Origin of the sequence: Sphingomonas arabinosi (genome assembly GCF_036663715.1) — a bacterium.
Lineage (GTDB): Bacteria > Pseudomonadota > Alphaproteobacteria > Sphingomonadales > Sphingomonadaceae > Sphingomonas.
This window is the reverse complement of the sequence record NZ_JAXOJN010000009.1, coordinates 64122-79318: the sequence shown is the minus strand read 5'-3', so window position 1 is coordinate 79318 and position 15197 is coordinate 64122. Positions and strand designations below refer to the sequence as shown.

The window sequence follows — 15197 nt, the reverse complement described above, 5'->3', positions numbered from 1 at the left end:
TTACTCCGCCTGCCCATGACGAGCGCCACCAACGCGCGCCGTAGCTGATCAGGCCGAACCGACCACGCAGCGGATTTCGGCCGTCCCACCACAGACGAAGCCTCATCCTGGCAACAAGGGCTTACCGTAAAGTTGCGGTGTCGAGCTTAAGCACGGCCTCGGGAATGACCTCGACGTTCGGATAGGCTTTGCGAAGTGGTTCGATGAATTGCTTGGCGTCGCCGACCACGACGATGCTCGCCGCCTTCGGATCGAGCAGCGCGACCGCCGCCGCCTGCACCGCCGCCGGATCGACCGCACCAACCGCGCCGGTGTACCGCTGCAACTCGCCCAGCCGCACGCCGTTCTGGACATACGCGCCGAGGATCCCGGCAACCCCCGACGTCGTTTCGATCCCGCGCCCGAAATTACCGACCAGCACGGCCTTGCGCGTGTCGAGTTCGGCGGCGGGCACGGGCGCCGACCCCAGCCGGGCCATCTCCGCCGCGATCAGCGTGACGACCTCCGCTGCGGTCGGATTCTTGGTCTGCGTCCGCGCGGCGACCGTCCCCTGTGTCTTGCCCGCATCCAGCCCACTGCTCGCGCCATAGGCAAGCCCGCGCTTGATCCGGATTTCCTGGTTCAGCCGCGACGAGAAGCCGCCGCCCAGCACGGTGTTGCCGACCGCCAGCGGGTAATAGCGCGCATCGTTCCGGGCAATCGCCGGCCGCGCGACGACCACGCCGGCCTGACCAGCCTCGGGCATGTCGACGACGATCACGCGAGGCTTGGGATACACGACCTCAGGCGCCTTCGCCGGCGCCGCGCCAGCCGATTGCCAGCGCCCGAACTGCGCCTCTGCCAACGCCTTCGCACGCGTCGCGGTGACATCGCCGACCATGATCAGCGTCGCCTGACCCGGCTGGAAACTCCGTGCATAGGCCGCAGCGATGTCGGGCCGGGTGATGGCCTTCAAAGACAAGGGCGTCCCCCCGATCGGTGCCCCATAAGGCGATCCGCCGAGCACCGCACGGTCCGCGACGAGCCCGGCGACCTGCGCGGGGTTCTTGAGCGCCAGCGTGACGGCATCGACCTGCTGCGTGCGTGCGCGCTCGATCTCCTCGGGGGCAAAGGCAGGGTTCACCGCCACGTCCGCTAGGATCGCCATTGCCGGCGCAAGCTGGTCCGACTTCACCGTCACGTCGACCGACGCGCCATCGCTGCCCGCCGCGCTGCCGATCGCGCCGCCAAGCCCCTCGATCGCCCGCGCGATCTGCGTTGCCGAGCGCGTCCTGGTCCCCTTGGTCAGCAGTTCCGCGGCCAGGCTGCTCACGCCCGCGCGGTTCGCCGGATCGGTCGCCGCACCACCCGCGGTCACCAGATAGGCGGTGACGATCGGCAGGTCGTGCCGCTCCACCGTGACCAGCCGCATGCCGTTGGCGAGGCGCACCTCGACCGGCTGCGGGATCGTCGGCGACACCGGCGCGCTCGGTGCCGGCGGCTGCTGGCGCTGGCCATCCGGCGCAGGCGTCACGATCTCGATATCCGCAGGCGCCTCCAGGTCCGCGACCTGCACGGTCGGCGCCACCGCGATCGTATTGGCAACGCCGGTCGCGGGCTTGTTGGCGATCGGCAGGTACCGGATCGTCGCCGACTGGTTCTCGCCCAGATATTTCCGCGCTACCCGCTGGATATCCGCCGCAGTCACCCGCGCGATCACCGCAAGCTGCTTGTCCGCCGCCTGCGGATCGCCATCGATCAACACCGCGGCGGCCAGCGTGCTCGCCTTGCCCTCGGCGGTTTCGCGCGACTGGATCGACTGGGTGAGGATCTCGTTCTTGGCCTCGGCCAGTTCGGCGGCCGTCACCGGCGCATCGCGGAACCGCGCGATCTCGCGCTTCAAGGCGGCCTCGCCCGCCTCGGCCGTCTTGCCACCCGCCAGGATCGCATAGACCACCAGATTGCCGGTCGACTGCTTGGTATCGAGGAATGCCTCCGCCGATTGCGCGAGCTGGTCGCGGTAGACCACGTTTTCGTACAGCCGCGAGCTCTCGCCCGTCGCCAGCACAGCGTTCAGCACGGTCAACGCCGCGCTATCCGCATCGCGGTCCGCGGGGACATGATAGCTCACCAGCACGGCTGGCAGCGGCGTGTTCGGCTCGTACACGGTGCGCGTCACCGCCTTGGTCCGCGCCGGCTCGGCCACCGTCACGCGCGGAATCGCCGCCGCCGGCTTCTTGATCCTGGCGAAATACTGGTCGACCCAGCCGTTCAACTGCGCGGGATCGAAATTCCCCGACACCACCAGGATGGCATTGTCCGGCCGGTAATAGGTCGCATGGAACGCACGAACGTCGTCGATCCCGGCCGCCTCGAGATTCTCCAGGCTGCCGATCGTCCCGCGCGCATAGGGGTGTGCCGTGTAAGCGAGCGCCGGATAATATAGCGAGAACAGCTTGCCGTACGGCCGTGCGAGCGTGCTCTGGCGGAGTTCCTCCTTCACCACGTCGCGCTCCGAGCCGAAACTCTTGGGCTCGACGACGAGGCTCGCCATCCGGTCGGCCTCCGCGAACAGCAGTCGCTGGAGGTGGTTGGCGGGGATCACCTCGTAATAATTGGTGTAGTCGTCGTTGGTCGACGCATTGTTGTAGCCGCCGACATCCTCGGTCAGCCGGTCCATCTGCTCCGACACGAGGTTGCGCGTCGACTTGAACATGAGATGTTCGAACATGTGCGCGAACCCGGACTTGCCCTTCGGGTCGTCCTTCGAGCCGACGTCGTACCAGACCTGCACCGACACATTTGGCGTGCCCGTATCGCGGATCGCATACACGCGCAGGCCATTGGGCAATGTGCGCTCGGTATAGGCGATCGGCTTGACCGATACCTGGGTCGGTGTGGTCTGCGCCACCACCGCTACGGGAAGACATGCCGCGGTGAGCAGCAAAGCGGAGCGGAGGAGGCGCATTGAGATCCTTACTTGTTGCGGTTCGCGAACAGCACCGCGCCCGCGATCGCCGCCGAGCCGATGCCGACGCCAAGGCCGATCTTCGCGAGCGGCCAGCTCTTCGCCTTCTGCGCGGCGTTGTGCGCGGCGACTTCGGCCTGCAACTTCGCCTCCTTCGCGGCGGCGAGGATCTCGTTCGGGGTATCGCTATCGATCTTGATGGTCACTTGGGCTCTCCTTCACTCTTCCGGGCATACACCGCGCGGAAATCATTCGCGAACTGCGTCAACGTTCCCGAGGCGATCGCCGCCCGCAGATCCGCCATCAGCGTTTCGTAGAACCAGATGTTATGCTCCGTCATAAGCATTGCGCCAAGCATTTCGCCCGACCGGACGAGGTGATGCAGATACGCCCGGCCCCAGGTCGCGCAGACGGGGCAGGGGCAGGCAGGATCGAGCGGCCCCATATCCTCGGCGAATTTCGCGTTGCGGATGTTGATCGGCCCGGTCCGCGTGAACGCCTGGCCGGTCCGCCCCGAGCGGGTCGGCATCACGCAATCGAACATGTCGATCCCGCGCTCGACCGCACCGATGATGTCGTCCGGCTTGCCGACCCCCATCAGATAGCGCGGCTTGTCGACCGGCAACTGGTCCGGCGCGAAGTCGAGGCAGCCGAACATCGCCTCCTGGCCCTCGCCGACCGCCAGCCCGCCAACCGCATAGCCGTCAAAGCCGATATTGATCAGCGCATCCGCCGACGACCTGCGGAATTCCTCGTTCAACGCACCTTGCTGGATGCCGAAGATCGCGTTGTTCTCGGCATGCGTCTCGCCTGAATCGAACGCCGCGCGCGACCGCTTCGCCCAGCGCATCGATCGCTCCATAGCCGCCGCCTGCACCTCGCGCGTCGAGGTCGTCGGCACCAGCTCGTCGAACGCCATCACGATGTTCGAGCCGAGCAGCCGCTGAATCTCAATGGACCGCTCCGGGCTGAGCAGATGCCGCGTACCGTCGAGATGCGACTTGAACGACACGCCCTCCTCTGAGCGCTTCGTCAGGTCGGCGAGGCTCATCACCTGATAGCCACCGGAGTCGGTCAGGATCGGCTTCGACCAGCCCGAGAACGCGTGCAGCCCGCCCAGCCGCGCGACCCGCTCCGCGCCCGGTCGCAGCATCAGGTGATAGGTGTTGCCGAGGATGATGTCCGCGCCCGCGCCGACCACGTCTGCGGGCTTCATCCCCTTGACCGTCGCCGCGGTGCCGACCGGCATGAAGGCGGGCGTGCGGATATCGCCGCGCTGCATCGCGATGACGCCGGTGCGCGCCTTGCCGTCGGTGGCGGATATGGTGAAGTCGAAGCGGGGACGGGTGGTCATATTACTTTTTCTTGCGGATGCCGTAGCGATCGCCGACCGGCGCGCCGCGGATGGTGATGAGTTCGGGGCGGGTCAGCACGCCGTCCTTGTCACGGTCGAACCGCACGAAGAACTGCACGAACCGCGTCTGCAATTCGGCGAGCGTGATCCGATTGTCGCCGTCGCGATCGACCTCGAACGGGCTCGGCAACGCGTTGCGATCGCCGAGCCACGCCTGCGCCCAATCGGCATAGGCGATGTACCCGATCGATCCCGTCGCCGCGCCTTCGGCGGTGGCATAGCTCCGCGCGACCCCCGCGGTAAGCTCTGCCTGCGTCACCCGGCCATCGCCATTCGCATCGCAGGCGGCGATGAACATGGCGGCGGGCTCGGCGAAGATCGTTGCAGGCGGCTGTGGCGTCCCCGCGGGCGGCGGCGCGGCGGTAATGGCTTGGAGTAGAGCGAAAGCGAGCAGCATGCCGCCCGTCATGGCAGCAGAAGCGAGGCGTCGCCATAGCTGTAGAAGCGATACTTTTCAGCGATCGCATGCGCATACGCCGCCTGCATCCGCTCACGCCCCATCAACGCCGACACCAGCATGAACAACGTCGAGCGCGGCAGATGGAAATTGGTCATCAACCCATCGATGCCGCGGAACCGGTATCCCGGCGTGATGAAGATCGCGGTGTCGCCATCGAATGGACGGATCACGTCGTCCTCGCCGGTCGCGCTCTCGATCAATCGCAGCGACGTCGTTCCCACCGCGATCACACGACCACCCCCAGCGCGCACGGCGTTCAGCCGGTCGGCGGTGGCGGCATCGATCCGACCCCATTCCGCGTGCATCTTGTGCTCGGTCGTGTCGGTCGCCTTCACGGGCAGGAACGTCCCCGCACCGACATGCAGCGTCAGTGTGGCATGTTCTATACCCGCGGCATCGAGCGCCGCCATCAGCTTCGGCGTGAAATGCAGCGCCGCCGTCGGAGCTGCGACCGCACCCGGCTCGGACGCGAACATCGTCTGGTAATCGTCCGCATCGCGTTCGTCGGTCGGGCGCTTGCCGGCGATATACGGGGGCAGGGGCATGTGACCCGCGCGTTCGAGCAGCAATTCGACCGGTTCGTCGCCCGCGAACACCAGCGCGTAGCTGCCGTCGTCCTCGCGATCGACCGCCGCCGCATTGACGCCGTTGCCGAACTCGATCACGTCGCCATCGCGCAGCCGCCGCGCGTTGCGGATGAACGCGCGCCACCGCCGCGGTCCTTCGCGCTTGTGCAACGTTGCGCCGATCTTCGCATCACCACGCCGTCCATCGAGCTGCGCCGGAATCACCCGCGTATCGTTGAACACGAGCATGTCGCCGCGTCGCAACAGCAACGGCAGGTCCGAAACGCGTGCATCCAGCGTGCGATCACCTTCGAGCACCAGCATCCGCGCAGCATCGCGCGGGGCCGCAGGGCGGAGCGCGATGTTGTCCGTCGGCAGGTCGAAGTCGAAAAGGTCGACGTTCAACGCGAGGTCACTTCTTTGCAGGAGCCTTCTTTACCGGTGCCTTGCGAGCGGCCGGCGCGAGCTGTGGCTTGGCCGCGTTCGAGCCCGTAGCCGTACCCGGCAACGTCACCGGTGCACCGAGTGCAGGGGCCGGGGGACCGGCGACATACGCCGGAGGATTGTCCGCGGCGATATACGCATGGACGATCCGCGACGGGTTCGCCGGCGGTTCGCCGCGCTCGATCGCGTCGACATACTGCATCCCGTCGATCACGCGACCGAACACGGTGTATTTCTTGTCGAGGCTCAGGCGCGGCTGGAAGACGATGAAGAACTGGCTGTTCGCGCTGTCCTCCTTGTCCGATCGGGCCGCCGACACCGCGCCGCGAACGTGCGGCAGGTAATTGAACTCGGCCTTCACGTCGGGCAGCGGCGAGCCGCCGGTGCCGTCGCCCTTGGGATCGCCGCCCTGCGCCATGAAGCCGTCGATCACGCGGTGGAACGCGAGGCCGTCATAGAAATGCTGGCGGGTCAGCGTCTTGATCCGCTCGACCATCAACGGCGCGACGTCGGGCCGCAGCCAGATCGTCACGCGCCCACCGGTCGACAGGTCGAGCAGCAGCAGGTTCTGCGTATCCGTGGTCAGGGGCGGGGTCCCGCGAACGGCAGGTGCCGCGGCCTCATTCTTCTGCGCACTCGCCGGCACCGTGACAAGGCACCCGAGCAACGCGAACATTCCGACGAAAAAGCGCATCAAATTCCCACTCGCAATACGCCCGGCGCAACCAGGCTGCCGCCACTTAGAGCAAATCCCCGCTTGCGCCAATCTGAACGTGCGCGGGCAGAGTACGCCGAATTGCTCCCCTCCCTGGAAGGGAGGGGCTGGGGGTGGGTAGGCCAGCTTTAGTCAGAACCGTTCGACCAAGCGGAACCCGACCCACCCCCGACCCCTCCCTTCCAGGGAGGGGGAATTGCCGCTCAACTCCCCTTGCGCCCGATCTTCTCGACCCGCGCAACCACCTCGTCACGCACCGACTCCGGCACGAACTTCGCGATATTGCCGCCATACAGCGCGATTTCCTTCACCAGCCGGCTCGCGATCGGCTGCAACGCGACGTCGGCCATCAGGAATACCGTCTCGACGCGCGGGTTGATCTGCTGGTTCATCCCCGCCATCTGATATTCATATTCGAAATCGGCGACCGCACGCAGCCCGCGGACGATCACCTTCGCCCCCTGCCGCTCGGCAAAGTCCATCAGCAGCGAATCGAACGCGACCACGTCGATGTCGCCATCGACGTCCGCCACCTCGCGCCTGACCGTCGCCATCCGCTCCTCGATCGTGAACATCGGCGACTTGGACGGGTTGGTCGTCACCCCGATCACCAACCGGTCGACCAGCTTCGCGCCGCGCCGGATGATGTCCATATGACCCAGGGTGACGGGATCGAAGGTCCCCGGGTAAACGCCAATCCGTGCGGTCATGTTGATCTCCCAGGTGCTGAAATCAGCGGTCGCGTTCGAGCACGAAGCGGGCGATATCCCGCAGCAGATCGGCTTCCTCGCCGTAGCTATGCAAATGCGCGATCGCCTGGTCGACCAGCATCCGCGCCTGTTCGCGCGCGCGCTTGGGCCCGAGCAGCGACAGGAACGTTTCCTTGCCCGCAACCTCGTCCTTGCGCAGCGACTTACCGACCACCGCCTCGTCGCCTTCGGCATCGAGCAAATCGTCGGCGATCTGGAACGCGAGCCCCAGGTCATGCGCATAGCCACGCAGCCCTACGCGACCTTCCGGCGGCAACCGCCCCAGGATTGCCCCGGCCTCGACCGAAGCCGAAATCAACGCACCCGTCTTCATCTGCTGTAACCGCGTCACGGTATTCAGATCGAAGCGCGTGTTCTCCGCCTCGATATCCATCTTCTGTCCACCGGCCATGCCGTTAGGGCCAGCAGCCCGCGCCAGGTCCATGACCAGTTCGATCCGCACGAACGGGTCGGCGTGCGTCGCAGGATCCGCCAAAATCTCGAACGCCAGCGCATGCAGGCAATCGCCCGCAAGGATCGCCGTCGCCTCGTCAAAGACCTTGTGCACGGTCGGCTTGCCACGACGCATGTCGTCGTCGTCCATCGCCGGCAAATCGTCATGGATCAGCGAATAGACGTGGATCGCTTCCAGCGCCGTCGCCGCCCGTGCCGAGCATTCGCGCGCGACGTCGAACAAATTGGCGGTCGCGAACACCAGCAACGGCCGCAGCCGCTTGCCCCCGCCGATCGCCGCATGCCGCATCGCCCGATACAGGTCGCCACGTGGATCATCCGGAATCGTCAGCAGCTGGTCGAACTGCCGGTCGATCTCTACCGAGACCTCGGCCAGTGCTGTCTCAAGCGTGACGGAACTCACCCCGTCAGCCCGCCGCAAACGGGCGGACGCCCGCAGGCTTGCCGTCGCCGTCGAGCCGGATCGCCTCGATCCGTGCCTGCGCCGCGTCGAGCCGATCGGCGCAACGCTGGCGCAGCTTGTTGCCGCGCTCGTACAGCTCGATCGCCTGCTGGAGCGGCGTATCGCCACTTTCCAGCTTCCCGACGATAAGCTCGAGTTCCTTCAATGCATCCTCGAACGCGAGGTCTTCGATCGGCGTGTCCATGCCCGCCGCTATGGCGCAGGCACGCGACAGGGGTCAAGGATGTGCGCTGAGGATCGTAGTCCGTTTCAGCGCAGCCGGTTCACGGTCCAGGTATAGAGCACCGAGACACCGACCAGCCCAAAATCCACCGCAGCCTGCATCCTGTGTGGTGCCGGATCGCTCGCCTCATGCGTGATCAGCCGGAAGTCGGCCGTCGGATGGCGCGCGGCGAGCGCAACCAGCGCGAGCCCCGCAACCGCCAGCACAACTCTACGATCGCGCATCGTCCATCTCCTGCAAGCGCTCATCATGGCGCAGTCGCATGCGTATCGCAAGCCGGCTGGCCCACCGACCTCAAGCCGCGATCGGCAGCATCCCGGCATCGCGCGACCGATCGCGTCCGGCGCCCTTCGCCGCGAACAACGCCCGGTCGGCGCTGCGATACAACGCCTTCCAGTCCGCCTCGCGTAACAATGGCCCGGTACAACTGCCGATGCTCGCGGTTATCGCCATGTCGAACGGCATCCGCTGGCTCCGCAACCGTTCGAGGATCGTCTCGGCCAGGACCGGCGTCGCCGCATCCACCAGGATCGCAAACTCCTCGCCCCCGATCCGTGCCACCAGCGCATCGAGCGGGACCGCATTGCGCAGGACCCGCGCGACGACCCTCAGCACCTCGTCGCCGCCGTCATGGCCGATCGTCTCGTTGACGTGCTTGAAATGATCGACGTCCGCGATCAGCAGCATCTGGTCGCCCGGCCGTCCGATCGCCCGGTCCAGGAATGCACGGCGATTGAGCAATCCGGTCAGCGGCTCGGTATCCGCGAGCAACCGCGCCGCGATCTCCTGTTCGCGCGCCTCGTCGCGCTCGACGCTCAGTAAACGGATCCGGTACGCGATCGCGAGACTGGAGAGCAGCGCCTCCAGCATCATCGAGATCATCGTCGAATTGTCTATCCAGAAGCTCCAGGGCAGCAGGCCAAGCGCACCGGCGATCCGCAGGCCCGCGAACACGATCGGCACGCCCCATGCCAGCGCGAACATCCACAGGTAATTGCTGCGGACCCGCCAGGCTCGATACAGGATCGGCGGCACCATCGCGATCAACGGAAGATAACTGAACGTCAGCAGGCGATCGAGCCAATAGATTTGCCACGGCGCAAATATCATGAAGGCAACGCTGGTCGTCGCAAGCGCAGCAAGCGCCACGTTGCTTGCACGGCGCGTCCACCCCTCGAACACGCCGCGCTCGAAGAACGCGCGCGCGAAGATCATCACCATGCTCGCAGAGACGGCGAGCAAGAAGACGTTGACGCGCAGGCGTATATTGTTGTCGAGCCACGGAAACAGTTGGCCAAGCGCCGCCGAAGACGAGAACGCATAGCCGAGCAGGCACAGCACGAGCAGGCAATAGACCGGCTGGAACGACTGCCGCAACGCACCCCACAACGCCAGATTGTAGACGATCAGAGCGATCGCCATCCCGGCAAAGCTTGCATAGAGCGCCGACAGCCATTTCTCGCTTTCCGCAGCCTCCAGCGGTGTCGCGAGCGACGCCCCGAGCACGACGCCGCGCAGGTTGGCCGCCCCCTCGACATGCCAGAGCAATCTTACCGGGCGCGCGGCGTGCGGCGGCAGCGTCAACGACAAGGACGCACCGATCCTCAGATGACGGCCCGCGGTACGATTGGTGAAGCCGGTGCGGCGAATCGCACCGTCCGCATACAGCACGTACAACGTCACGCGATACTGCCAGACGCTCGCAGTCCTCGCATGCAGTTCGAGAGCGCCTGTCAGGTCCGTCGGCAAGATCTGCGACAGTACCCAGAAATCTCCGGATCCGAAATGCCACTGTGGTGTCGCGCAGTCGAACCGCGACGGGGTCCTGAACAGCACGGGCGCGGTAAGGTCGGGGGTCGACGGCGTGATACACACGGCCAGCGGCCGACCGGTCATGGCTTCGGCGGGCGCCTCCCAGAACATCGTCAGCGTCATCGCAACGATGCCGATGAGCCAAGTGATACGAAACCCCAACGTCATGCAGAACACCGTTAAGTACCCTTCACCAATTAAAGGTAAAGACTGGCCCCGTCACGCGGCGTTCATCGCAATTCAGTTCAAATCGGCTCGATCTACGCGTTTTGTCGGCCCGTAAACTACGGAACTATGGGGCAAACGACGATCCGCTGGCGACCATGAAATTGATGGCGGACGATCGGGGTACAGTCGAAACGGGTGTATGCCGGTGCTACCGGTGGCCCTCCGTGGCCGTCCGTGCAGGCCGCCACTGTCGCGATCACGCGCGCAGGACAGTCTACGACGACCGATCGCCAAGCTCGCATGGGACTTCACCCTCGCAACCGAGAAGGCCTGAAGTACAAGGAGCGTGCGGTGCACAAGGCGTCGTTCAAGGCAGGACTTCGATGGGGAAGGAGGCCGGATGCGCCTCTCCCTTTTACCGGTCGCTGAGGCTTCCGGCGACCCAGCCTGCGCGATCCTCCTCCCATCCCGTCCGTGCCGAGTAGAGGTTGAGCGCAATCGAGAACGCGTATCGAGGTACAATGCGAAGGCACGCGAGCTGTTCGATACGCGATCGCAACAAGTTGGCTCGGCGCGAACGGCATCGCGCCATTCGGCCTGCACCGCCATCGAAGGTGCCACATGCAAAAAGACCCGGCCTGGAATATCCCGGCCGGGTCTAAGGTCGCTTACTCGGCGTCGACCGTCTCGGTCTTGCCCTTCTTTTTCGGCTTCTTTGGTGCTGCAGGCTCGATCGCAAACGACAGTACGCCGTCCTTCATCTTCACCGTCACCTCGCCGCCATGGACCAGCTTGCCGAACAGCAGTTCCTCGGCGAGCGGCTGCTTGATCTTCTCTTGGATCAGGCGACCCATCGGCCGTGCACCGTACAGCTTGTCATAGCCCTTGGTCGTGAGCCACGCCTTCGACTCGTCGTCGAGGACGATGTGCACGCCGCGGTCCGCCAGCTGCAGTTCGAGCTGGAGGATGAACTTATCGACCACCCGCGCCACCACTTCGGTCGGCAAATACCCGAACGGCACCACCGCATCGAGACGGTTGCGGAATTCCGGCGTGAACATCTTCGTCACCGCCACCTCGTCCTCGCCCTCGCGGGTGAGGTTCCCGAAACCGACCGTCTCGCGCGCCATGTCGCTGGCACCTGCATTGGTCGTCATGATCAAAATGACGTTGCGGAAATCGACCGACTTGCCGTGCTGGTCGGTCAGCCGCCCATTATCCATCACCTGCAACAGGATGTTGAACAGGTCCGGATGCGCCTTCTCGATCTCGTCGAGCAACAGCACGCAGTGCGGGTTCTGGTCGATCGCATCGGTCAGGAGACCGCCCTGGTCGAACCCGACATAGCCCGGAGGCGCACCGATCAGACGGCTGACCGAGTGCCGCTCCATATATTCGGACATGTCGAACCGCTGGAGCGGAATGCCGAGGATCGTCGACAGCTGCTTTGCAACCTCGGTCTTGCCGACACCCGTAGGCCCCGTGAACAGATAGTTGCCGATCGGCTTCTCCGGCTCGCGCAGACCTGCCCGCGCCAGCTTGATCGCCGAAGACAGCTTCTCGATCGCCGCATTCTGCCCGAACACCACGCGCTTCAGATCCGTCTCGAGCGTGGCAAGTGCCAACTTGTCGTCGGTCGAAACCGACTTCGGCGGAATGCGTGCCATCGTCGCGATGACCTGCTCGATCTCCTTCGGGGTGATCGTCTTCTTTCGCTTGTTCGGCGGTACCAGCATCTGCATCGCGCCGACCTCGTCGATCACGTCGATCGCCTTGTCGGGCAGCTTGCGGTCGTTGATGTACCGCGCCGACAGCTCGACCGCCGACTTGATCGCATCCGGCGTGTACTTGACGTTGTGGTGATCCTCGAACGCCGAACGCAAGCCAGCGAGGATCTTGATCGTATCCTCGATGGTCGGCTCGTTCACGTCGATCTTCTGGAAGCGCCGCAGCAACGCGCGGTCCTTCTCGAAGTGGTTACGGAACTCCTTGTACGTCGTTGAGCCGATGCAACGAATGGTGCCGCCCGACAAAGCCGGCTTGAGCAGGTTGGACGCATCCATAGCGCCGCCACTCGTCGCACCCGCACCGATCACGGTGTGGATCTCGTCGATGAATAGCACTGCGTCGGGCAGCTTCTCGAGTTCGTTGACAACCGCCTTCAAGCGCTCCTCGAAGTCGCCACGATACCGCGTTCCCGCCAGCAGCGCGCCCATGTCGAGCGAGTAGATCACCGCGGGCAACAGCACGTCGGGCACGTCGCCCTCGACGATCTTCCGCGCCAGGCCTTCTGCGATCGCGGTCTTGCCGACGCCGGGATCACCGACATAGAGCGGGTTGTTCTTCGACCGGCGGCACAGGATCTGGATCGTGCGATCCACCTCCAGGCCGCGCCCGATCAGCGGATCGACCTTGCCGGCCTTCGCCTTCTCGTTGAGGTCGACGGTGAATTGCTTGAGTGCGCTTTCCGTCTTCTTCTCCTGTCCCTTGGTCGGCTTCTCGTCGTCGGCACCCTTCGGCGTCGAGGCTTCGGTCGCCTGCTGGCCACCCTTGCCGACACCGTGACTGATAAAGCTGACCGCATCGAGGCGGCTCATGTCCTGCTGTTGCAAGAAATAGACGGCATAGCTCTCCCGCTCGCTGAACAGGGCGACAAGCACGTTGGCACCCGTCACTTCGTCGCGGCCCGAGGACTGGACGTGGAGAATTGCGCGCTGGACAACCCGCTGGAACCCGCTGGTGGGCGACGGGTCGGTCGCCGCATCGACCTTCAGCGCATCGAGTTCGCTGTCGAGGTAATGCGCGACGGTATTCTTCAGTTCGCCGATCTCGACGTTGCACGCGGTCATGACCTTCGACGCATGTTCGTCGTCGATCAGTGCGAGCAGCAGATGCTCCAGCGTCGCATATTCGTGGCGCCGGGACGACGCCGCCTCGAGCGCCTTGTGCAGCGTGGTCTCGAGGGCGGGTGCAAATGATGGCATTTACAATACTCCTGTCGGGCCGCGAGAACGCGAGCCCTTTGCCACTATGTCGGAACTGATATCGGTCGCATCAAGCACTTGAACCCGGCCCCATCCGTTCCTGCGCTGTCCGAAAATCGAAGCACTTGAAGAACGAGGTGCCACGATCGCTTCACTTACTCCGTCATACTGGGCTGGACCCAGGATCCAGAGCCAGGACCGCCCACGCTTTTGGCGCTGAATCCGAGCGTGCGCTGGGATGACGAAGCGGTGAGGTCGTGTCACGTTGGCCGAGACGAAGGTACCGGTCGATGCCGTGGCAGCGAACACAGGCACCGTCGCGACAGTCACCGCCTGAACAGGTCATCGGCGATGGCGCGGTGACTGACCGCGCGATCCTTCTTCAGTTGGCAGCGCGCGATTTCGCCCTGCAGCACGGTGATCCGCGCATCGAGCTCAGCGACCGACAAAGGATCGAGGTCCTGCCGCACCAGTGCGTCAAGCAGATCGTCGGGACGGGAGGGGGCGTCTTCCAGGTCCATCGTGCCTGCAACGTTGACCCGCACCCGAGTGATGTCAATAAGGCGCTGAAATCAAATGGGGCGTCCGCGCTGATGACAACCGATACCATACCCGACGTCATGAAGGCGATCGATCCCGAACAGCCCGGCGGTCCCGAAGTCTTGGTGCTGGTCGAGCGCCCCGTACCGAAACCGGGGCAGGGGGAGGTTCTCGTCAAGGTCGCGGCGGCGGGCGTCAATCGTCCCGAGGTGATGCAGCGCCAAGGCAAATACCCGCCCCCGCCGGGTGCGCCGTCGATCCTTGGCATGGAGATCTCCGGCACGATCGTCGCGGTCGGCGACGACGTCGGCGACGAACAGATCGGCCAGTCCGTCTGCGCGCTGATCTCCGGCGGCGCCTATGCCGAATACGCAGTCGCGCCGTTCGGCCAGTGCCTACCCGTCCCCGAAGCGCTGACGATGGTCGAAGCGGCGGCGATGCCCGAGACGCTCTTCACCGTCTGGACCAATTTGTTCGAGCGCGCCTACGCGATGGAGGGCGACACCGTCCTGGTCCACGGCGGCACCAGCGGCATCGGCACGATGGCGATCGGCCTGTGCAGCGTATTCGGCATCGACATCATCGTGACGGCCGGCTCGAAGGCCAAGTGCGAAGCGGCGCTAAGCCTCGGCGCCACCCACGCGATCGACTACAAGACCGAGGATTTCGTCGAGCGCGTGAAGCAGATCACCGGCGGCAAGGGCGTCGCGGCGGTGCTCGACATGGTCGGCGGCGATTACGTCCCGCGCAATCTGCAATGCCTCGCGGAGGACGGCCGCCACGTGTCGATCGCGGTCCAGGGCGGCATGATGGCGACTGTCCCCCTGTTCGAGATCATGCGCCGCCGCCTGACGCTGACCGGCTCGACGCTCCGCCCCCGCGACACGGCGTTCAAGTCGCTGGTCGCCGACGAACTCGCTCGCACCGTCTGGCCACACGTTGAGGCCGGCAAGCTGAAACCGGTCATCGACCGCGTCTTCGCCTTCGCCAATGCCCCGGCCGCGCATACCCGCATGGAAGCCGGCGACCACGTCGGCAAGATCGTCCTGACGATGGAGTGAACCGGCGAAGGGCGTGCGAAGGGGGCCAAGGGCGCCAAGGGCGCTCGCATCCGCCCCCGTCATCCCTCGTCACCCCATTCTTCTCTTGTCACCCGAGCCTTCCCTCGTCACCCCAGCGAAAGCTGGGGTATCCTCGTCTGATACGAGATGCACACCAAGCTCCACCACCACCCCGGC

At 65.1% G+C, this 15197-nt stretch carries 14 protein-coding genes; 1 reads left to right on the top strand and 13 read right to left on the bottom strand.

What is annotated here, in order from left to right; genetic code table 11:
- Positions 1-121: 121 nt before the first annotated feature.
- The 13 genes from U1708_RS14880 to U1708_RS14820 form a co-directional block, all read right to left on the bottom strand.
- Positions 122-2947, bottom strand: coding sequence for a M16 family metallopeptidase (locus tag U1708_RS14880; protein ID WP_332746601.1), 2826 nt, complete (start codon positions 2945-2947; stop codon positions 122-124).
- A gap of 8 nt (positions 2948-2955) precedes the next feature.
- A complete protein-coding gene (locus U1708_RS14875; protein ID WP_332746600.1) occupies positions 2956-3153 on the bottom strand; it encodes a hypothetical protein in 198 nt (65 codons plus the stop codon).
- Complete coding sequence (tgt, locus tag U1708_RS14870) at positions 3150-4301, bottom strand: tRNA guanosine(34) transglycosylase Tgt (protein WP_332746599.1); 1152 nt, start codon at positions 4299-4301, stop codon at positions 3150-3152. The genes U1708_RS14875 and tgt overlap by 4 nt, the downstream gene beginning before the upstream one ends.
- Before the next feature lies 1 nt (position 4302).
- Entirely contained in the window at positions 4303-4758 is a 456-nt protein-coding gene (locus U1708_RS14865; protein WP_332746598.1) for an EF-hand domain-containing protein, read from the bottom strand.
- Positions 4759-4766: 8 nt separating this feature from the next.
- Positions 4767-5792: a tRNA preQ1(34) S-adenosylmethionine ribosyltransferase-isomerase QueA gene (gene queA / locus U1708_RS14860; protein ID WP_332746597.1), complete on the bottom strand. Its 1026-nt coding sequence runs from the start codon at positions 5790-5792 to the stop codon at positions 4767-4769.
- 7 nt (positions 5793-5799) lie between these two features.
- Positions 5800-6525 carry a peptidylprolyl isomerase gene (locus U1708_RS14855; protein WP_332746596.1) on the bottom strand — a complete coding sequence of 242 codons (726 nt, stop codon included), beginning with the start codon at positions 6523-6525 and terminating at the stop codon, positions 5800-5802.
- A 224-nt stretch (positions 6526-6749) separates the two neighbouring features.
- A complete protein-coding gene (gene coaD, locus U1708_RS14850) occupies positions 6750-7256 on the bottom strand; it encodes a pantetheine-phosphate adenylyltransferase (protein ID WP_332746595.1) in 507 nt (168 codons plus the stop codon).
- 22 nt (positions 7257-7278) lie between these two features.
- Positions 7279-8172: a polyprenyl synthetase family protein gene (locus tag U1708_RS14845; RefSeq protein WP_332746594.1), complete on the bottom strand. Its 894-nt coding sequence runs from the start codon at positions 8170-8172 to the stop codon at positions 7279-7281.
- 4 nt (positions 8173-8176) lie between these two features.
- The gene (locus tag U1708_RS14840; protein WP_056060585.1) at positions 8177-8416 is read right to left on the bottom strand and encodes an exodeoxyribonuclease VII small subunit; all 240 of its coding nucleotides are present in this window, start codon (positions 8414-8416) and stop codon (positions 8177-8179) included.
- 65 nt (positions 8417-8481) lie between these two features.
- Positions 8482-8679 carry a hypothetical protein gene (locus U1708_RS14835; protein WP_307083396.1) on the bottom strand — a complete coding sequence of 66 codons (198 nt, stop codon included), beginning with the start codon at positions 8677-8679 and terminating at the stop codon, positions 8482-8484.
- Between the two features lie 70 nt (positions 8680-8749).
- The gene (locus U1708_RS14830; RefSeq protein ID WP_332746593.1) at positions 8750-10435 is read right to left on the bottom strand and encodes a GGDEF domain-containing protein; all 1686 of its coding nucleotides are present in this window, start codon (positions 10433-10435) and stop codon (positions 8750-8752) included.
- 668 nt (positions 10436-11103) lie between these two features.
- Positions 11104-13419 carry an ATP-dependent Clp protease ATP-binding subunit ClpA gene (clpA, locus tag U1708_RS14825; RefSeq protein WP_332746592.1) on the bottom strand — a complete coding sequence of 772 codons (2316 nt, stop codon included), beginning with the start codon at positions 13417-13419 and terminating at the stop codon, positions 11104-11106.
- Between the two features lie 326 nt (positions 13420-13745).
- Positions 13746-13940: a DUF1192 domain-containing protein gene (locus tag U1708_RS14820; RefSeq protein ID WP_332746591.1), complete on the bottom strand. Its 195-nt coding sequence runs from the start codon at positions 13938-13940 to the stop codon at positions 13746-13748.
- A gap of 72 nt (positions 13941-14012) precedes the next feature.
- Here U1708_RS14820 and U1708_RS14815 point away from each other — a divergent pair, with 72 nt between their 5' ends.
- Complete coding sequence (locus U1708_RS14815) at positions 14013-15020, top strand: NAD(P)H-quinone oxidoreductase (protein ID WP_332746590.1); 1008 nt, start codon at positions 14013-14015, stop codon at positions 15018-15020.
- Positions 15021-15197: the final 177 nt, after the last annotated feature.